The sequence below is a fragment of the Methylotuvimicrobium buryatense genome, from assembly GCF_005931095.1.
Classification (GTDB): Bacteria; Pseudomonadota; Gammaproteobacteria; order Methylococcales; family Methylomonadaceae; genus Methylotuvimicrobium; species Methylotuvimicrobium buryatense.
The window spans coordinates 1,098,510-1,119,345 of sequence record NZ_CP035467.1 but is presented as its reverse complement, the minus strand read 5'-3'; the positions used below and the strand labels follow the sequence as shown (position 1 = coordinate 1,119,345).

Genomic DNA, 20,836 nt, shown 5'->3' with positions numbered 1-20,836 from the left:
TTTTTGAAATTGTTGGTGTTCATAGGCTATTAAGCGCCAGGTGTAGGGTGCGCATCGTGCACCTGAGTCAAGGCTTCTTGTCGGTTAGCCACCGTGGAATGGTGTGCGATGCGCACCCTACGGCGCTTTGCTTTGGCCTCGGTCGAAACTTTTAGTACGGGGTTGTAAACTCCAACCCGCCAAGGAATGCTCGCCAAATATCCTGTTAAGCTAGGTACGCACAGTGTACTGTACGAATTTCTTCATGCTCTTCATGGTGAAATAGTTTTTCTTGGATTAATTTCCGGAACAAAAAAGGGCCCGTTCGGGCCCTTTTCAATTCGTCAGTGCTTCTTCGAACTACTCTTCGATATCAACAGCTTTCATGCTCAATCTGACACGACCCTGTCTATCGATTTCCAATACTTTGACTTTGACGACATCGCCTTCGGAAAGCTTATCGCTAACCTTGTCGACATGCTCATCGGAAATCTGAGAAATATGCACTAAACCGTCTTTGCCCGGCAGAATCGTCACGAATGCGCCGAAGTCCATCAATCGAGCAACCTTGCCTTCGTAGGTTTTTCCGACTTCGACTTCCGCGGTAATTTCCTCGATTAAACGACGTGCTTCTTCTCCAGCTTGTTTATCGACTGAAGCAACTTTGACGACGCCGTCATCGGTCAAATCAATGCTGGCTCCGGTTTGTTCGGTGATACTACGGATCGTTGCACCGCCTTTACCGATGACTTCGCGGATTTTACTTGGATCGATTTTGAACGAAATAATACGCGGCGCATAATCGGACATTTGTCCGCGGGTCTCGGACAGCGCTTTATTCATTTCGCCCAAAATATGCAAGCGGCCTTGCTTGGCTTGTTCGAGTGCGGTTTTCATGATCTCGGCGGTAATACCGTCGATCTTGATATCCATCTGCAGTGCGGTAACGCCGTCTTCCGAACCGGCGACTTTGAAGTCCATGTCGCCCAAATGATCTTCATCGCCCATGATATCGGATAATACTGCGAATTGATCGCCTTCCTTAATCAAACCCATCGCGATACCCGCGACCGGCGACTTGATCGGCACGCCCGCGTCCATCAGCGCCAAGCTACTCCCGCACACCGACGCCATCGAACTTGAGCCGTTCGACTCGGTAATTTCGGAAACGACGCGCACGACATAGGGGAATTCATCCATGTTCGGCAATACGGCTTGAACGCCGCGTTTAGCTAAGCGGCCGTGGCCGATTTCTCGGCGTTTCGGAGAACCGACAAAACCGGTTTCACCGACACAATAAGGAGGGAAGTTGTAATGCAGCATGAAACTTTCACGGTATTCGCCTTCCAAAGCATCGATGATCTGCGAGTCGCGTTCGGTTCCCAAGGTCGCGACAACCAGAGCCTGCGTTTCGCCGCGGGTAAACAACGCCGAACCGTGAGTTCTCGGCAATACGCCGGTACGAATTGAAATAGGTCTGACCGTTTTCAGGTCGCGGCCGTCAATGCGCTTGCCTTCTTCAAGAATCGAACCGCGTACGATTTTCTTTTCGAGATTTTCGATGATGCCGCGAATGTCGGATTCGCTATATTGCTCATCAGCCATCAACTTATCGACTGCAGCATTTCTGATTTCTTTCAGTTGCTCTTGTCTGACCAGTTTTTCAGGGACTTGATATGCCGCCTTAATTCCGGCTTCCACTTCAGCTACCACCAAAGATTCCAGCTCGGTGTTAGCAGCCACCGGTTGCCAGGCCATCGGCGCCTTGTTAACCATAGCGGCAAGTTCTTTAATTGCAACGATAGCAGTTTGCATTTGCTCATGACCGAACAATACGGCACCAAGCATCACTTCCTCGGACAAACATTGCGCTTCGGATTCGACCATGAGTACCGCATGTTCGGTACCGGCAACAACTAATTCCAATTGCGACTCAGCTAATGAAGAGGGCGTCGGATTCAATAAATACTGTCCGGCTTTATAACCCACCCTCGCCGCGCCGACAGGACCGTTGAAGGGTAACCCTGAAATCGATAACGCTGCAGAAGCTCCGATCAAGGCAGGAATTTCGGGATCGACTTCGGGATTCAGTGAAAGAACGGTGGCTATGATTTGAACTTCGTTGGTAAAGCCATCCGGAAATAAGGGGCGGATTGGACGATCGATGAGACGGGAGGTTAACGTTTCTTTTTCGCTTGGTCGGCCTTCTCGCTTAAAGAAACCGCCGGGAATCTTACCCGCGGCAAAAGATTTTTCCTGATAATTGACAGTCAATGGAAAAAAATCTCCGCCGCTGTTTGCTTCTTTTTTTCCAACGACTGTCACTAGAAGGGTGGTCCCCTCCATGTCGATCATTACAGCGCCGTCCGCCTGACGAGCTATCTCACCGGTTTCCAGCGTAACGAGCTGATCGCCATACTGAAATTCTTTCCGAATCGGATTCACTATACAGTTCCTATAGGTTAAGGGTTGTTATCAAAATCGGTTTATTGCTTTCCTTACAAATGAAAGAACGGCACAGAATAGTAATTTCAGGCCGTTCTTTTTTTATTCTTATTTACGCAATCCTAAGCGCTCGATCAATGAGCGATAACGGTTTATGTCTTTATTTTTCAAGTAATCCAACAACTTGCGGCGCTGATTAACCATCCGCAGTAAACCGCGACGAGAATGATTATCTTTTTTATGTTCGGCAAAATGCGGCGTCAAGTGAAGAATGTGCGCTGTCAGTAATGCGACTTGCACTTCCGGAGATCCGGTATCGGTTTCGTTCAAACGATATTCTTCAACGACTGCTTTTTTTTGTTCCGCGGTAAATGGCATTTCTATTTAACCCCTATAAGATTAATATTGTTTATAAAAAATACAAAGCACCGAGTTCGGTGCCAGGATAATGTGTTTCCGCAATAGGGTGCAGAAACAAAACTATTCGGAAATCAGTAAATTATGATGGACTCATATTGAATAATTTTTTCGGCGCTAGTTTACCATCCAAAAACATTTCGCCCAAACCTAAAAATTGCCGCCCCGTGTACATTCGCACGGGCCCCTCCAACGAATTTTTAAGCGTCAAACTTTGCCCTTGCTTAATAGCATTTGCCTGTTCTTCGGACAAATCGACAGCCGGTATCGAGTCGATCGGCTTATCGACCGGAATCAAGCAATTCATCAATTCGCTTTCGCTCATTGCCTGCAATTGCTCGATCGATTTGGCCTCGTCGATGACAAAGCGGCCGGATGCCAGCCTGCGAAGCTCGATAACCGTCCCGCCGCAACCGAGTTGCTCGCCGATATCTTCCGCCAGGGTTCTGATATAAGTGCCTTTCGAACACCAAACATCCAAGGTCAGAAGCGCCTCTTGACGATCCAACAACTTAATTTTGTATATCGTAATCGGACGAGCCTTGCGTTCGACGGACTTGCCCTGCCTGGCCAATTCATAAAGCTTTTTGCCGTTAAGCTTAAGCGCCGAATACATCGGCGGCACTTGTTCGATATCGCCTGTGAACCTTTTCAGACAAGCCAGAATTTCATCCTCAGACAGAGGCGGAACCGGGCGTGTTTTTAGCACCTGCCCTTCCGCATCGCCGGTATCGGTAACCACGCCCAAACGAACGACGACTTGGTAACGCTTATCGTCATCGAGCATGAAGCCGGAAACCTTGGTCGCTTCGCCGAAACATATCGGCAATAATCCCGATGCTAAAGGATCGAGACTGCCTGTATGCCCGGCCTTGTTCGCATTGAACAAGTGCTTGACTTCCTGCAAGGCTCTGTTCGACGAAACACCGAGGCGCTTATCGAGCAGCAATATTCCATGAATATCGCGCCCGTTTTTACGCTTTGCCATTCCGATCAATCCTCTTTGTTATCCTTCGGATCGCTTAACAACTCTGCTACGCGCATACCGGTTTCAAAGCTATCGTCATAATAAAAGCGTAATTCCGGTATATTGCGCAAACGCATACGTTTGCACAATTCGCTTCTAATAAAAGGCGTCGCACCGTTCAGATACTTAATACTGTCTTTTTTCCCCTGATCGTCGGCATTAAGCACCGTGACATAGATTTTGGCAACGGCCAAGTCCTTGCTAATAACGACTTCATTAACCGTAACGAATCCTACCCGCTTCCCGTCAAGCTCTCGCTGTAGAATAAGCGCAAGCTCCTTTTGGATTTGGGATGAAACCCGTGCGCTACGGCTAAACTCTCTGGCCATGGCGCTATAACTCCCGTTTCACTTCAATGCGTTCGAAAACCTCGATATGGTCTCCGACTCTGACATCGTTGTAGTTTTTAACGCCGATACCGCACTCCATGCCCATTTTGACTTCGGCAACGTCATCCTTAAAGCGGCGCAACGATTCCAGTTGCCCCTCGTAAATAACGACGTTTTCACGCAATACGCGAATCGGCAGGTTACGTTTGACAAAGCCTTCGACGACCATACATCCTGCCACCGCACCGAATTTCGGCGAACGGAACACATCCCGAACTTCGGCCAAGCCGACGATAGTCTCTTTGATCTCGGGCGCCAGCATGCCGCTTATCGAGCTTTTTACCTCATCGATCGCTTGATAAATCACACTGTAGTAATGCAAGTCGACATCTTTTTCTTCGATCAATTTACGCGCGGCGGTGTCCGCACGAACGTTAAAGCCGATCAAAATCGCCCCGGAAGCCAGCGCCAAATTGACATCGCCTTCGTTGATGCCGCCGACGCCGCCATAAACAACCTTAACCTCGACTTCGTCCGAGGACAGCTTAATCAAGGATTCGCGTAAGGCTTCCAAACTACCTTGAACATCGGTTTTAATCACCAAGTTCAAACTGGCCGTTTCGCCAGTCGCCATTTTTGAGAACACTTGATCCAATTTAGCGGCTTGCTGCGCGGCCATGCGGCTGATTTTGCTCTTATCTTCACGATGCTCGGCCAATTCCCGAGCCGCACGCTCGTTTTGCACGACCAAAAATTCGTCGCCGGCATTCGGGGTACCCGAAAGACCGAGAATCTCAACCGGCGTACTTGGACCTGCATCCTTGACGGTTTTCCCGTTTTCATTAAACATTGCCCTGACACGGCCGTATTCATGACCGCACAAAACGAATTGCCCTTTTTCCAGCATGCCTCGCTGCACCAGAATCGTTGCAACCGCTCCACGACCTTTATCAAGCCTGGATTCGATAACGATACCCGAAGCCGACCCTTCCACCGGAGCCGTTAACTCCAGTATTTCGGCTTGCAAGATCAACGCTTCGATCAAATCGTCGATACCTTCGCCGGTTTTTGCCGATACCTTGATGAACTGCACATCTCCGCCCCATTCCTCGGGTACCACATTAATCGTGGACATTTCCTGCATAACCTTTTCCGGATTGGCTTGCGGCTTATCGATTTTATTGATCGCGACGATGATCGGCACATTGGCCGCGCGCGCATGCTCGACAGCTTCCTTAGTCTGCGGCATCACACCGTCATCCGCCGCGACCACTACAATGACTACATCGGTCAATTCGGCGCCTCTAGCACGCATCGCGGTAAACGCAGCATGTCCCGGCGTATCTAAAAAGGTCACCGAACCGTGATCGGTAATAACCTGATAAGCACCGATATGCTGGGTAATACCACCCGCTTCACCTGCCGCAACGCGAGTTTCACGAATGTAGTCCAGCAAGGAAGTTTTACCGTGATCGACATGCCCCATGATGGTAACGATCGGTGCGCGAGACATTTCCTGACTGCTCTCTTCCTTCAGAGCCGCCAAAATTTCGGCTTCCAAATCGTCATCGCTTTGCATGATGGCTTTATGGCCCATTTCCTCGACCAACAGCACTGCGGTTTCCTGATCGATACTCTGGTTAATCGTTGCCATCATGCCCATTTTCATCAATTGCTTGATAACTTCGGCGGCTTTGACACTCATTTTTTGCGCCAAATCGGAAACGATAATATGTTCAGGAATAGCGACTTCCTTGATAACCGGAGCAACCGGTTTCTCGAATTGATGCTTCAAATCGGTCTGAGCACCGTTCTTGTCCTTTTGTTTGCCTTTTTTCTTGCCTTTCCCGGCTGTTTGTCCTTGTCTTTTTTTCTTTTGACTTTCTATTCTGGCTGCCGCTAATTGCCGAACTTTTTCGGCATTTTTTTCTACCGCAGCTTCTAGGCGACGTTTTTTCTCTTCCTCTTTTTTTCTTTCGCTTTCTGAAAGCCGAGCTTTTCGCTCGTTTTCCTTGCGAAGCTCAGTGGCTTGAGTTTCGGTTAACGCTGCTTCATCGATAACTTCGGAATCCGCTACGGCCATATCACCCACAGTAACCGCCGAAGAAACGGCTTCGACGACCGGCTCTTCCCGCTCGAATAATTCTTCTTCGATTCGGACTGCCTTTTCTTCCGCTACAGCGCTAATCGGCGGGTGCTCGGCGCTTACCGGCATCGGTTGAGCCGGAGTCGCTTCCTCTGTTTTTATAATTTCTTCGGACTCTTTCGGCTCATCGGCAACGGTCGCGACTTCAGTGCGTTTTACGTAGGTTTTCTTTTTTCGAACTTCGATGCTGATCGTTTTTGCCGAACTACCCGGAGCGCTGCTTTGCTTAAGCTCGCTGACCGTCCTACGTTTCAACGTAACCCGTTTCGGCGCGGCGTCCGCCTCTCCTGTCGGTTTACCGTGCCGCTTACGCAAATGAGCCAGCAATTTGACTTTTTCGTCTTCATTAATTACGTCATCAGGGGCATGCGCGGATAATCCGGCTTCTTTCAGTTGCTCTAATAATCGCTCTAGAGGTATACCCACTACCTCCGCTAACTGCCGTACTGTTTTATCACTCATATTTTGCCCCCTATCCTAATTCGTCCTGGTCCTCGACAAACCATCGCTCACGCGCCTTCATGATTAATTTTGCCGCTCTTTCTTCATCTACACCGGTTACATCCAGTAAATCATCGACCGCCTGATCCGCGAGATCATCCAACGTCAAGATGCCTTGGCTTGCCAACTCGTAAGCCAAGGCCTCATCCATGCCTTCCATTTCAAGCAATTCTTGCGTAGGCTCCGCCGTCTCGATTTTTTCTTCCGATGCAATTGCGCTAATTAACAACGCGTCTTTTGCCCGACCTTTTAATTCGTCGACCAGTTCTTTATCAAACTCTTCAATTTCCAGCATTTCATTTACCGGAACATATGCAATCTCTTCAATCGAATCGAATCCGACTTCAACCAAAATCGTGGCGATTTCTTCGTCGACACCCAATTGATCGATAAACAACTGCTTGGTTTTATTGGCTTGAGCCCCGCTAGTTTCTTGCGCTTTCGATGCATCCATTACATTCAGCTCCCACCCTGTCAATTCGGTCGCCAAGCGAACATTTTGACCGCCGCGGCCTATCGCCTGAGACAAATTATCAGAGCTGACCGCCAAGTCCATGCTGTGCTTATCTTCATCGATTACGATAGATTCGATTTCGGCAGGCGCCATTGCATTGATAACAAATTGAGCTTCGCTTTCATGCCATAAAATGATGTCGACGCGCTCGCCGGCAAGCTCGTTCGATACCGCTTGAACACGCGAGCCTCTCATTCCGACGCAAGCACCAACCGGATCGAGTCTCGGATCGTTTGCCTTGACTGCTATTTTGGCTCTTGCCCCCGGATCTCGAGCCGCGCCCTTGATCTCGATCATACCCTCGCCGACTTCGGGAACTTCCAAACGGAACAATGCAACCAACAGTTCAGGTGCTGCGCGAGTCACAAATAATTGCGGCCCGCGCGGTTCCGAGCGAACCGCTTTAAGATAACCTCTAACCCGGTCACCGATTCTAAACGACTCGCGCGGGATCATATCTTCTTTGGCGATGTAGGCTTCGACATGGCCGCCAAGGTCCAAATAAACGCTGCCTTTCTCAATACGCTTAACGATGCCGGTAATTAATTCGCCGACTCTATCGGTATAGGCTTCGACTATTTTACGGCGCTCGGCTTCACGAACCTTGTGAATCATCACTTGCTTGGCGGTTTGAGCGGCAATTCGTCCGAATTCGACCGACTCGACTTCTTCCTCGAAAAAGTCTCCAACATTGATGTCGGGATTTTTTTGCCGCGCATCGTCCAACAGAATCTGGGAATCGGGAAACTCGAGACCGTTTTCGAAATCATCATCCGGCTCGACGACTTCCCATCTACGAAACGTCGTATAATCGCCGGTTTTTCTATTGATCGAAACACGCGCTTTTATTTGGTTACCATAGCGTTTTATCGTTGCCGCTTCAAGCGCAGACTCGACTGCCTGGAAAACGATTTCCTTATCGATGTCTTTTTCATTCGAAAAAACATCCACTACCAATAAAATTTCTTTATTTGCCACTGTGCACTCCTTTATTAATTAAATACTCAGGCACCAGCCGCGCCTTACTCATCGCTTGAAATGGAATCTCGTAAACCCGATCGCCTTCCTGGAGAAACACGGTGTCATCGTCGACCGTCTGAATCACACCTGAAATTTTGCGGCGCTTTTCAATCGGTTTGAATAAGTTAACCGAGACCATGTGCCCAATGAAGCGCTCGAATTGTTGGATAGAAAATAGCGGACGATCGTCTCCCGGAGACGATATTTCCAGTTGATAATTACCTTGTATGGGATCCTCGACATCGAGCATTCCGCTGACTTGATGACTGACTTTCGAGCAATCTTCAACTAAAATTCCTTGCTCGCTATCGATATAAATTCGCAATAAGCCATTACGAGGATGCGGATTGTATTCAATCCCAACGCACTCATAACCCAAGCCTTCAACAATCGGCTGAATCAAATTAACCAAATGCTCAGGTGCCTGCTTCATTTTTCCTCACTTATTTACGCACATAAAAAAAGAGCCAATGGCTCTTCCTTAAAATCTATATTCGTTAAACAACCAACGATCCAAACGCCCAAAAAACAAAAAGCCCCAAAAGGGGCCTTTTTTAATCTGGTAGCGGGGGCAGGATTTGAACCTACGACCTTCGGGTTATGAGCCCGACGAGCTACCAAGCTGCTCCACCCCGCGATTGATTTGAGCCATTATAAACACATTTTTGGATTTGGCAAGTTATTTATTGGAATTAAAGAGATTTTAAATCGTCACAAAAATTAACAACTATACCTTTCGCACAGCAATTCCCAATTTGGAGATCAAAAAGGGTGTGGGGTATGCTTGGCGAGGATGTCGGCAGCAGGGCAGATTTTTGCTCCTGCAAAATCTGCATTCACGCCATCCTTGGCGCTTGCAGATTTTTGCTCCTCGGCAATTGCTCCTGCATTGCCCTACTACACGCCATCCTTGGCGTTCGAGCTGCCGCCAAGCCCCCATGGATGGGTTTACGGCGTTCCTCGACAGGCATACCCCACACCCTAAAATCGGCGAAACTGCTCAAACTGGGAATTGCTACCTTTCGCACTTCAAATTTCGGCAGTGCTAGAGTCACTGCCATTAAGTTAAGGATTTTTCCGTTCGCCCTGAGCCTGTCGAAGGGTGAATGGAAAAATCCTGGGTCGATAAGTTAAGTCGTCCATGGTTCGACAGGCTCACCACGAACGGCTTAACTTAATGGCAGTGAGTGCTAGAGTAGGTGCCTGGGTGTCCGACAAAGACCTTGCCTACATGGACGTATTCACGGCGTCCTTTGGCGGACACCCAGGCGCCGAATTTTGATCTACGACGGGTATACCTTACCCGATATACTCCCTTTATACTCAAAAAATGACTAACTTTATGAAGGCATGGAGTCTGGCTAGCGAGGATGTCGGTAGCGATCCCCGATAGACACATCCCATGCCTTTTATTCTTAGACGTTTTTTCAATCAAAAGGGAGTAACTCCAAAATATGGCTAGCAAAAACCGCAAACAACGATAAAGCTAACATTCAGCGAAGGATTTTTTCACTTAATCCATCATATCAAGAGCGCCTTCCGCCGCTTCTCTAACCTCTTGATCGGGATGCGTTGCGGCAATTTGTTTGAAAGCTGCAATCAAAGACGGTTTATCACTGACATCCATCGTGCTTAACCAATCCAGCGCGGATATAACAACATCCGAGTTGGAATCATTAAGCGCTTTCATCAACAAAGGCGCCGTCTTGTCAGGAGCGCCATCCGCAAGATGCATAACAACCTCCTCTCTGACCTCCGAACTCGGATCACTTAACAACACATTCTCCAACAAAGCCAAATCATTCGCATCATTGAGATCCAAGTCCGCTACTGCCTGCAAGCGCAACTCACGATCATTGCTGGCAATATTGATTCTTGCTTCGACTAAGATTTCTTCATCACTGAAATCAATCGCTTCGGGCCGTGGTATTTTCCTAAATGCATCGCTTAAATCAGATCTTTCGGAAACAGATTTTCCGTTTGAAGCATCCGAAAAATCTTCCGAGCCAATGGGCGCACTACCTTCGTTTTGCCGCCGCTCTGCTTTCAAAGACTCAGAAGAGGACAGGCTTTCGGTTTCGGTAGCATCCTGCTGGCAAGCAACTAACAAAAACGACATTAGCATGGCAATAATACTCAAAGCTATTTCATTTATCTTATTCATTCCCTAATATCTCCATTTAAACACGTCAAAAGTATAGCTATCGTAGATCAAAATTCGATGCAAGAACGGGCAAGACCATCCTCACAACCCTTATAACCAGTTGAAATAAAGAGAAATACATTTTTGCAATCAATACATAATCCATTGGTATGTTATCTTTCATGAAGATACTCATGACCAGGGGGAGGGGAGGTAAAAGACACCGCAAACCCAGCACCTTACAATCATTAAGATGCTATAGTCACCCCGGATAACGAAAGACTCGGGTGGGTTAGCGGGCAATTACTCGCTAGACAAGACGCGGTAACGGCGACGTCTGAGTACCCCTGGCGCCAACACCTATTCTATCGAGTCCAACACATGATGGCGCACTTTCATTACAGCACTCTGACAGTTTTCCTAAAGCACTGCCGAAATTTGAATTGCGAAAGGTGTATTTTATTCAGCTTGATGAAAATTCATCGCGACTCGCCCTTACAACCACCCCATGTCCGCAATAATCAGAAGAATTCCACCGGACATAACACCGGCCAAAATATCGTCGAGCATGATACCGAAACCGCCGCTTACCTTGCGATCGACCCAGATAATCGGCCAGGGCTTGACGATATCGAATAACCGGAATAATACGAAACCGACAAGCAATGCCGGCCAACTAAACGGCACCCAACACATCGTAACCAATAAGCCCGCAACTTCGTCCCAAACGATACCGCCGAAATCATGCTCGCCTAATTTCTTCGCGGCCATTCCGCAAATTCCGACACCCGCAACCACGACCGCCAAAGTCAAAGCGTAATAAAAATAATTGCCGGCAAGCACAAACAACCAACAAACCGGGATGGCGGCCACCGTTCCCATCGTTCCGGGCGCTTTTTTAAACAACCCCGAACCGAAACCGAAAGCCAAAAACAACACCGGATCTGTCAATATTGACTTAGCCGTTAATTCATTCTTACCAATCTTATCAGTGAGAAAAATGCTCAAAACCTTGTACCCTCAACAATTCCGTCGTGCCGAAACGATGAATTCTAAGCCCCGGACCATCCTCGATAACGCCGATACGCGTAAAGTTTCCTGTCAATGATGCCGCTTTATCAGCCGGCACGGTAAAACATAATTCATAATCGTCTCCGGCACGCAGAGGCATGGTCCAATCACCGGTTGTCTCGATATAAGCCTTAACCGAATCCGACAGCGGCAATTTCTCCCAATCGAGACAAGCGCCGACGCCGCTTTGTTTCAAAATATGCCCTAAATCTTGCGCCAAACCGTCGGACACATCGATACAACTTCGTGCGATATTGCGCAATTCCAGCCCTTCCTCGACACGCGGTCTCGGCCGGTTAAAGCGCTCGAGTGCGCCTTGCTGCTGCGAACAACTAAAATGTCCTTGGGCAATTTTTAAACCTAACCCGGCATCGCCGAGTTTACCGGTCATATAGATGCCATCGCCGGGACGCGCCCCCGAGCGGAGCAAAGCTTGACCCGCCGGAACTATACCCATGGCCTGCACCGTAAGCGTCAATGGACCGGCCGTGGTATCGCCGCCGACTAGGTCGATGCGGTAATGAGCGGCCAATTCGAAAAAACCTTCGGCGAATCGTTCGAGCCAAGATTCATCGACATCAGGCAATGTCAATGCCAAGGTCACGGCTATCGGCTCGGCACCCATCGATGCCAAATCGCTCAAATTGACCGCCAGCAATTTATAACCTAAATCGTATGGATCGGTACCGGCTAAAAAATGCACATTCTCGACCATCGTATCGGCGGTTACCGATAGTCGATAGCCGGCCGGCACGTTTAGCAATGCGCAATCGTCGCCGATGCCCAATTCGGTTACCGCATTCAACGATTTTTTTCCGGCGAAAAAACGCTCGATCAGATCGAATTCAGCCGTTGGCATCCGAAGCTTTTCGGTTCTTCGCTTGAATTTCCACGGCTCGCTTTTGCTGAGCTACCTTATCGAGTATGCCGTTAACATAACGATGACTGCCATCGGCACCGAAGCATTTGGCTAGATTAATACTCTCGTTAAGTACGACCCGATAAGGCATGTCGAGCCGATTCATCAGTTCATACACGCCGATTCTCAAAATCGCCCGCTCGACCGGATCGATCGCCTCGACCGGACGATCGACGAATTGCGTCAACGCTTCGTCGATAACATCGAGGCTTTTCGGAATGCCGTGAAACAATTCATTGAAATAGCTTTTTTGAGCATCTTTCAAGCGTTCTTCTTCCAAAAACTGCATTTCGATCGCACTGAGGTTTTGACCGGTCATTTGCCACTGATACAACGCTTGTACGGCGGCTTTTCTCGCATTGGTACGCGCTTGGCTCATTAGGCTTCCAACTGCTGGAATAAATTAACCATTTCCAGTGCCGACATCGCCGCTTCCGCGCCTTTATTGCCGGCCTTAGTCCCTGCACGCTCGATCGCTTGTTCGATCGTATCGACCGTCAACACGCCGAAACTAACCGGCACATCGTATTGCAGCGAAACCGACGCCAAGCCTTTGACACACTCGCCCGCAACATATTCGAAATGCGGCGTGCCACCGCGGATCACCGCGCCCAAGGCAATAATCGCATCGTATTGTTTACCGGCAGCAATGCGTTGCACAACCATCGGCAGTTCGAATGCGCCCGGCGCCTTGACCAGACAAATATCGTCTCGATTGGCGCCGTGACGGACCAATGCATCGATCGCGCCGGCTTCCAACTGCTCGACGATAAAACTGTTAAAGCGGGATGCAACGATGCAAAATTTACCGCCCTTTACTGACAAATGGCCTTCATAGGTTTTAATAGCCGACATCTAAACTCTCTATCTCATGTTTTTCGATAGAAACGATCGTGTCAAGACCGTTTCCGTTGACTTCTCACACATTACCGTGAGATCCGTAATCGCCGTTTTAACGGCATGCGTGGGAATGATAAAAATCCCGTCATTCCGCCATGGACCGGCGGAATCCAGTGCCATGGATGGCAGGCTTTTGAGGCACATTAGAGCCTGAAGCAAGCATTACTTATTACCGTCATGCCATCTTCGCTAATGTGACTTCAATACCATTTATTGTTACCTAACGTACTTGACTTCGAAATCGCGATATGGGGATCGCTCCCACAGAGAATTCGGAACCCTTGTGGGAGCAACGCCTTCGTCGCGACTAAATTTAAATACCGCCCTTCCCCACATAATCGACGACTTCCAAATCGAAGCCCGCCAAACCGACATATTTTTTCTGAGTGCCGATTACCTTTAAACGGTGCACACCCAAATCGGCAAGGATTCTCGATCCCGTTCCTGTCGAACGCCAATCGCCGACACTATCGGTCGACGCCGGATTCACCACGCCATTATCTTGCATTTGATACTGGTGAATATGCTCGACCAGCGACTTATTGTCCTCGTTTTGCCGGATCACGACAATCACGCCTCGGCCTTCCTCGGCGATAATCCGCATCGCATCGCGCAACGATACGCTATTTTCATTACGTTTCGACGAAAACAAATCATCCAATAAATTACGTCCATGCACCCGAACCAGAACCGGCTCGTCGCCCGCCACCTGCCCCATGACCAAGGCCAGATGCAGCTTATTGTCGTTTTGGTCCTGATAAGCATACAAACGAAAATCGCCGAACTCGGTCGGAAAATTGCACTCGCTGATCCGCTCGAGCGTATTTTCATGCTGAATACGGTAATGGATCAAATCGGCTATCGTACCGATTTTCAACTGATGTTGCTCGGCGAATTTTTCGAGATCCGGCCGCCTGGCCATACTGCCGTCGTCGTTTAAAATCTCGACGATCACCGCGGCAGGTTCCACACCGGCCAAACGCGCCAAATCGCAACCGGCTTCGGTATGTCCTGCACGATTCAATACCCCTCCGGACTGCGCCATCAAAGGGAAGATATGACCGGGCTGTACCAAATCTTCGGCGCGCGCATCGGACGCGACCGCAGCCTGAATCGTGCGCGCCCTATCGGCCGCCGAAATGCCGGTCGTAACCCCTGTAGCCGCTTCGATCGACACGGTAAAGTTAGTCGAATGCGCGGTCTTGTTTTCATTGACCATCAACGGCAAACGCAACTGCCGGCAACGTTCTCGGGTCAAGGTCAGACAAATCAAACCGCGTCCGTAGCGAGCCATGAAGTTAACATCTTCGGGACGGGTAAAAGTCGCCGCCATGACCAGATCGCCCTCGTTCTCGCGGTCTTCGTCATCCATGATAATGACCATTTTGCCTTGGCGCAGGTCCTCTATAATTTCATCGATTGTATTCATTTAGTTTAGAAAGCCACTGCTTTTCAATAATTGTTCGGTCACGCCGCCCATGCCGCGCGCCGCCGAATCGCCGGCCATCAAGCGCTCCAGATAGCGGGCCAGCAAATCGACTTCAAGATTCACTTTATCACCGGCTTCGGTATCGCCAAGCGTCGTTTCCTGTAAGGTATGCGGCACGATATTGACGCCGAACACCGCGCCGTCGACTTCGTTGACGGTCAAGCTAATGCCGTTGATGCAAATGGAGCCTTTTTCGGCGATATATTTCGCCAAATTGTCCGGCGCCTTGAAGCGAAAACGATAAGAGCGGCCGTCGGATTGCTTATCGAGTACCGTACCGATACCGTCGACATGACCGCTGACGATATGCCCGCCCATGCGCGTCGACGGGGTCAGCGCCAATTCCAGATTGACCCGAGTGCCCACCCTCGCCGTTTTCAAGGTCGTGCGTGCCAACGTTTCGTTCGATACGTCGGCATAAAAATAATCCCGGCCCAGTTCGACCGCAGTTAGGCAAACGCCGTTGACCGCGATGCTATCGCCCAATTGAGCGTCGGCCAGCGGCAACTTGCCGGTGCTTATTTTAAGCCGACAATCGCCGGCTTTAGGCTCGATCGCGGCAATGCTGCCGATTGCCAGAATAATACCTGTGAACATAGAAGGGCTGTGAATAGTGAATAGTGAATAGTGAAAAGTGAAAAGATAAACGCTTTTTAGGGCGTTGTGCAATGCTTGATGCGTATTTGTTCACTTAACTTAATTTGGTTGGCGACTTGACCTCATAGGCGCCAACTTAAGGAAAAACGCGTCATTCCGCCAGGGATTGGCGGAATCCAGGGCCAGGGACGGCACTGCTTAGCTTCACACCCATGTAACCTGAATATCGGCAATCCATGCCGATATGACGTATAAAGCCACAAATACGCCATAGAATAGACACTAAGTTGGCGCTTATGCGACTTGACCTCCCCCTTTGGAAAAGGGGGATTGAGGGGGATTTATTTAAAAAAATCTCCCCCTAGCCCCTCTCTCATCTTTATACATAACTCATGCATTACTATTTTGCTGCAATCTTAGTCAATGAGACCTCGATACCATTTTTTGTAGCGTGAGACACTCGGCCTCGAAATCGCGATCAGGGGATCGCTCCCACAGAGCATTCGCCGCCCTTTGTGGGAGCGACGCCTTCGTCGCAACTTTCTAAGCCACTGATGCGCGGCAGCAATGGTTTATGTCGAAGCCCCATATGTTCAATGTTCTGTGACTTATCAAACAGCACAGTTCCCGGATATTCCGATAACCGTTTGTCAACACCCATGACGGTACTTGTGTATAACAATGAGAACCCCACTAGGGGTCACTCCCATTAAGTTAAGCCGTTCGTGGTGAGCCTGTCGAACCATGGACGGCTTAACTTATCGACCCAGAATTTTTCCATTCACCCTTCGACAGGCTCAGGGCGAACGGAAAAATCCTTAACTTAATGGCAGTGCCCACTAGGGTCACTGAATATTTACCTAGGCACGAAACTTCCCGTATTTCGCTTCGCTGCATACGGGCTACGTGCTTTCAAGCCGGCTTCAGCGTCAGCCTGATATCCGGTCCTATTTGTCTGATATCGCATAAGCTTAAATGTTTTTTATCGGCCATTTTTTCAAGACCCGGCAAACGAAACAACCCCCGGCCTTCATCACCCAATACATTAGTCGACATGTAGATGAGCCATTCGTCGACGAGGTTTTCGGCTAACAAAGCCCCGCTCAAGGTCGGACCGGCTTCGATGAATATCTCGTTAAACTGCAATCGTCCCAACAAATCCATCACGGCGGACAAATCGACCTTGCCGTTACGCTCGGCAACGCAATACACTTCCGCGCCTACTTGTTGCAACGTATCGATTTCACTTCTGTCTTGCGAGCAAGTCACGATCACATTCCGGCCCGGCAATGTCAATAACCGCGCAGTCGGCGGCATCCTCAGCCGGGTATCGAGCACGACTCTGGCCGGCTGCAGGGTTTCGAATTCGACCCGTGCATTCAAGGCCGGATCGTCGGCCAACACCGTATTGATACCGGTCAAAATCGCCGAACTGCGGGCGCGATATCGATGTACATCGGCTCTGGATTGATCCGAAGTGATCCATTTACTCTCGCCGGAAGCCATCGCAGTGCGCCCGTCCAGACTCATCGCCAACTTACCGCGTACAAACGGCAAACCCGTTTGCATGCGTTTAATGAAGCCCGGATTCAGTTTCATCGCTTCGTTTTGCAAAACGCCGCAGCGCACATTGATACCGGCGTCATTCAATCTCCTCAAACCTCGCCCGGAAACCAGCGGGTTAGGGTCTTGCATGGCCGCAACAACACGAACTACGCCGGCTTTGATTAAGGCCTCGCAACAAGGCGGGGTGCGCCCGTGATGGCTGCAAGGCTCCAAGGTAACATAAACCGTCGCCCCTGCGGGACTTTGCGCCCGCTTGAGCGCTTCAATTTCAGCATGACCCTCGCCGGCCCGAGCATGCCAGCCTTCAGCGATAATTACGCCGTCTTTAACCAGCACGCAACCGACACGCGGATTCGGTTGCGTCGTGTACAGGCCGTTATGCGCCAATTGAATCGCCCGGGCCATGTAAAATTCGTCCGGATGCCCCAACAAAGTCATCTTATTGCCGCTTCAAATGTTCGATCATATCGGTAAATTCGCTGACATCCTCGAAACTGCGATAAACCGAAGCGAATCTGACATAGGCGACATGATCGAGCATGCTCAACTCTTTCATGACTTTTTCGCCCAATTCTTGCGCCTTTATCTCGCGTTCGCCTTTCGTGGACAACTCTTTAATGATCCGGCTAATGGCCTGCTCGATCGCATCGCTGTCCACCGGCCTCTTTTCCAAGGCGCGCAACATACCGGCGCGGAGCTTTTGTTCGTCGAAAGGCGCTCTTGCGCCGCCACGTTTAATCACGCGTGGCAGACTTAACTCGGCCTGCTCGAAAGTCGTAAAGCGCTCTTTACAAACCGTGCATTCGCGCCGCCTACGAACCTGATCGCCTTCATTCGCCAATCTGGAATCGATCACTCGGGTATCTTGCGCTGCACAAAAGGGACATCGCATAATTTAATCGCCGATTACCATTGAAAAATTTCGAGTCATTGAAAAACCGATGATTTTATAACAATTAACCCCGCTTACCGTAATTTATTTCGGGACAGGGGAAATAAGGCGTGGATATCTTCGCGATAATCTCGTTAAATCCTAAAAAGAGCAGTCGGGAATCTCAAACTACCGTTCGCCTTCGCCCCTCGGCTGCGCTCAGGAGAGCCCTGCCGAAGGATGAAGGGTAGTTTGAAGCTTCACCAAACCAGTGAAAGTGTTTTAGACCCTTCATGCTTCGAGTTGGCTCAGCACGAACGGTCTAAAACACATATCAACTGCTCTTTATTGGGTTAATGGTGCGCACCCTACCAGCAATTCCCAATTTGGAGATCAAAAAGGGTGTGGGGTATGCTTGGCGAGGATGTCGACAGCAGGGCAGATTTTTGCTCCTGCAAAATCTGCATTCACGCCATCCTTGGCGCTTGCAGATTTTTGCTCCTGCAAAATCTGCATTCACGCCATCCTTGGCGCTTGCAGATTTTTGTTCCTGCAAAATCTGCATTCACGCCATCCTTGGCGTTCGAGCTGCCGCCAAGCCCCCATGGATGGGTTTACGGCTTTCCTCGACAGGCATACCCCACACCCTAAAATCGGCGAAACTGCTCAAACTGGGAATTGCTGGCACCCTACCTGATTTCCATTTCGGTCGGTTCGATGTGGTAGATGCCGGTCAATTTGCGTTTGAATTCGTCGGCGACCAAGCGGGCATCTTGGCGGCCGGTGACGACTCGAGGGGTCAATAAAATAACCAATTCGGTTTTGGTCATATTAGAAGCTGTACTTCCGAATAACGGACCGATCAATGGTAGCTCGTGTAACCAAGGGACGCCAGCCCTGCCATAGTTATTGTTTTCTTGTATCAATCCGCCCAACACCAGTGTTTCGCCGCTTTGTACCGCGACCGAACTCATGATTTCTCGTGTCTGTATATCGGGATTTCCCGTATTTCCAGTAGTGTCCTCGAGTACATCTTCAACACTTTGCTCTATATCCATGATTACCAGACCGCCGGCATTGACGCGGGGTTTAATTTTCAATTTGACGCCGGTTTGCCGTTGTTGCAGTTGCTGGGTTGCAATAAGCGAATTGTCAGGGGCCGCCGTAGTACCACCCAGAGGAGTAGTTGTTCCCGTTCTCAGCGATACTTCTCTACCCACTTGTATCGACGCCTCTTGATTGTTCAATACCATCAACGAAGGCGAAGAAATGATATTAGTATTTCCTTTCGAAGCTTCAGCATTTAATAAGACCTTGATATCACCTGATAAAAACGCATAACTTAAGCCTCCTGACATTACACCTAAAGCCGCTTTAGCCCCTGTTTTTCCTATTGTTTGAAAAACACTTCTGGCTCCACCACCAGTAATTTCATTATCTCCACCAGCTCCATGTTCAAAAAACCATTGAATGCCGTATTGCAATCTATCCGTCAACGTCACATCCACAATCGTCGCATCGATCAACACCTGCAACGGCATCACGTCCAGTTGCTTGATCACGCCCTTGATTACGTTGTACTCCTGGGCGGTCGCGACAATCACGAGCGAGTTGTTGATCTCGTCGGGAATGATGCGCACATCCTCGACGCCCTTGACCTTGACGCCGGTACCTGCGGCCATGCCGGGCGTTTGCATCGGACGTTGTACTTGACGAATCTGGCTGCTTCGCCCTCCCAGTCCGCTACTCTGTTGCGGTCGACTGGTGACCTCCACCGATCTTCGCCCTGCCGCGACCGAAGCCTGCCCCATGCCGACTTGGGAAGCCGGGACGCCGTAAATTTCGCTCAGGGTCGCGGCCAATTGCACCGCATCGACATGCTGCACCTTATAGACATTGACGCCGCCGCCGGTCGCCGATTGCGCCCGGTCCAGCCGGATGATCCAATTTTCGATGTCGCTGAGATAACGCGATTGATGCGTGATCGCCAATATCGCGTTCATGCGCTCGATCGCGATGAAGCGGAAATACTGGCCTTTGTCATCCTTTCCTTTATTGTCGAAGATTTGCTCGAGCTCTTCTATCACGGTCGGCGGGTCGACATGCGTCAACGGAAACAACGCGAACGACCGGCCGCGCATCATATCGACATCGAAAATCCCGACGATCTCCTGTACGCGCAACAATTCGGCCGCGGTGCCGCCCACTAGAAGCAGGTTTCTGGACGGGTCGGAATGCAGCAGGGTTTTTTCTTGCAACAACGGCTTGAGTATTTCGACGATATTGTCGACGCCGACATTCCTAACCGGAATGACGCTAACTTGATAACCGGCCGGTAATACGCGTCCGCGCCGGTCGGCCATCGACAAAGCCGAGGTATAGAGCGCATCGGACGCAGGTTCGATATGGTAAACGCCGCCCTCGTCCTTGACCAATGCAGCGCTGTTCATGCTCAACAGCATTTCCAGAGTCGGCAGCACTTGTTCGCGGGTCAACGGCTGGGTAGTTTGCAGTGTCACTTTGCCGGCGACTTTAGGGCTCAATACATAATTCTTACCCAAAATATCGCCGATGATGACCTTGGCGACCTCGCCGAGATCGGCTTCGTCGAAATTCAAGCTGTAAGACCCCTGACCTACGGGCGGACCGGCGCGTCTGGTCACATCGCCGACCGGCAATCCCCGGCCGGGAAAGATTTCGGCGTGCAGCTTGTCTTTATCTTCTATTTCGGTTTCTTCCCCCAATTGTTCGAAAAACTTTTGGTGCGCCTCAAGGTCCTCGACCTTAGGCTGCGCCAAGGTCAACTTTTGCCGGGCCTGAGCACCCAATAACTCGCATCCCCCAGTCGACAGGGTTAACAATGCCAATACAGTCGCATGGATTCGGTTTACTTTATTCATTT

The 20,836-nt window shown here is 49.8% G+C and carries 18 protein-coding genes and 1 tRNA gene; all 19 read right to left on the bottom strand.

Translation table 11 applies throughout. The features are described from left to right. Positions 1-339: 339 nt before the first annotated feature. The gene (gene pnp / locus EQU24_RS05255) at positions 340-2,424 is read right to left on the bottom strand and encodes a polyribonucleotide nucleotidyltransferase (protein ID WP_017840499.1); all 2,085 of its coding nucleotides are present in this window, start codon (positions 2,422-2,424) and stop codon (positions 340-342) included. Positions 2,425-2,532: 108 nt separating this feature from the next. Continuing rightward, positions 2,533-2,802, bottom strand: a complete 270-nt coding sequence (gene rpsO, locus EQU24_RS05250; protein ID WP_014147431.1) for a 30S ribosomal protein S15 — start codon at positions 2,800-2,802, stop codon at positions 2,533-2,535. A gap of 121 nt (positions 2,803-2,923) precedes the next feature. Next, on the bottom strand, positions 2,924-3,829 hold the full coding sequence (gene truB / locus EQU24_RS05245; protein ID WP_017840500.1) for a tRNA pseudouridine(55) synthase TruB: 906 nt from the start codon (positions 3,827-3,829) through the stop codon (positions 2,924-2,926). A 5-nt stretch (positions 3,830-3,834) separates the two neighbouring features. Further along, positions 3,835-4,197 carry a 30S ribosome-binding factor RbfA gene (gene rbfA, locus EQU24_RS05240; RefSeq protein ID WP_017840501.1) on the bottom strand — a complete coding sequence of 121 codons (363 nt, stop codon included), beginning with the start codon at positions 4,195-4,197 and terminating at the stop codon, positions 3,835-3,837. 4 nt (positions 4,198-4,201) lie between these two features. Further along, entirely contained in the window at positions 4,202-6,805 is a 2,604-nt protein-coding gene (gene infB / locus EQU24_RS05235) for a translation initiation factor IF-2 (protein WP_017840502.1), read from the bottom strand. Positions 6,806-6,815: 10 nt separating this feature from the next. Then, a complete protein-coding gene (gene nusA / locus EQU24_RS05230) occupies positions 6,816-8,336 on the bottom strand; it encodes a transcription termination factor NusA (RefSeq protein ID WP_017840503.1) in 1,521 nt (506 codons plus the stop codon). Next, the gene (rimP, locus tag EQU24_RS05225; protein ID WP_017840504.1) at positions 8,326-8,811 is read right to left on the bottom strand and encodes a ribosome maturation factor RimP; all 486 of its coding nucleotides are present in this window, start codon (positions 8,809-8,811) and stop codon (positions 8,326-8,328) included. The genes nusA and rimP overlap by 11 nt, the downstream gene beginning before the upstream one ends. A gap of 127 nt (positions 8,812-8,938) precedes the next feature. Beyond that, positions 8,939-9,015, bottom strand: a tRNA-Met gene (locus EQU24_RS05220). An 876-nt stretch (positions 9,016-9,891) separates the two neighbouring features. Beyond that, entirely contained in the window at positions 9,892-10,542 is a 651-nt protein-coding gene (locus EQU24_RS05210) for a HEAT repeat domain-containing protein (RefSeq protein WP_017840507.1), read from the bottom strand. A 474-nt stretch (positions 10,543-11,016) separates the two neighbouring features. After that, positions 11,017-11,529, bottom strand: a complete 513-nt coding sequence (locus tag EQU24_RS05205) for a phosphatidylglycerophosphatase A family protein (protein ID WP_017840508.1) — start codon at positions 11,527-11,529, stop codon at positions 11,017-11,019. Further along, positions 11,510-12,451: a thiamine-phosphate kinase gene (gene thiL / locus EQU24_RS05200; RefSeq protein WP_017840509.1), complete on the bottom strand. Its 942-nt coding sequence runs from the start codon at positions 12,449-12,451 to the stop codon at positions 11,510-11,512. Before thiL ends, EQU24_RS05205 begins: the two co-directional genes overlap by 20 nt. Further along, positions 12,438-12,890: a transcription antitermination factor NusB gene (gene nusB / locus EQU24_RS05195; RefSeq protein WP_017840510.1), complete on the bottom strand. Its 453-nt coding sequence runs from the start codon at positions 12,888-12,890 to the stop codon at positions 12,438-12,440. The genes thiL and nusB overlap by 14 nt, the downstream gene beginning before the upstream one ends. Then, positions 12,890-13,366, bottom strand: a complete 477-nt coding sequence (gene ribH / locus EQU24_RS05190) for a 6,7-dimethyl-8-ribityllumazine synthase (RefSeq protein ID WP_014149346.1) — start codon at positions 13,364-13,366, stop codon at positions 12,890-12,892. Before ribH ends, nusB begins: the two co-directional genes overlap by 1 nt. Before the next feature lie 358 nt (positions 13,367-13,724). Further along, a complete protein-coding gene (gene ribBA / locus EQU24_RS05185; RefSeq protein WP_017840511.1) occupies positions 13,725-14,840 on the bottom strand; it encodes a bifunctional 3,4-dihydroxy-2-butanone-4-phosphate synthase/GTP cyclohydrolase II in 1,116 nt (371 codons plus the stop codon). Beyond that, entirely contained in the window at positions 14,841-15,497 is a 657-nt protein-coding gene (locus tag EQU24_RS05180; protein WP_017840512.1) for a riboflavin synthase, read from the bottom strand. It abuts the gene before it with no gap. Between the two features lie 912 nt (positions 15,498-16,409). Further along, positions 16,410-17,501 (bottom strand): bifunctional diaminohydroxyphosphoribosylaminopyrimidine deaminase/5-amino-6-(5-phosphoribosylamino)uracil reductase RibD, encoded by a 1,092-nt coding sequence (ribD, locus tag EQU24_RS05175; RefSeq protein ID WP_017840513.1) that lies wholly within the window; start codon positions 17,499-17,501, stop codon positions 16,410-16,412. A gap of 1 nt (position 17,502) precedes the next feature. Further along, positions 17,503-17,955, bottom strand: coding sequence for a transcriptional regulator NrdR (gene nrdR / locus EQU24_RS05170; RefSeq protein WP_017840514.1), 453 nt, complete (start codon positions 17,953-17,955; stop codon positions 17,503-17,505). Positions 17,956-18,327: 372 nt separating this feature from the next. After that, a complete protein-coding gene (locus EQU24_RS23230) occupies positions 18,328-18,450 on the bottom strand; it encodes a hypothetical protein (protein ID WP_017840515.1) in 123 nt (40 codons plus the stop codon). Between the two features lie 173 nt (positions 18,451-18,623). Then, positions 18,624-20,834, bottom strand: coding sequence for a type II secretion system secretin GspD (gene gspD / locus EQU24_RS05160; protein ID WP_017840516.1), 2,211 nt, complete (start codon positions 20,832-20,834; stop codon positions 18,624-18,626). Positions 20,835-20,836: the final 2 nt, after the last annotated feature.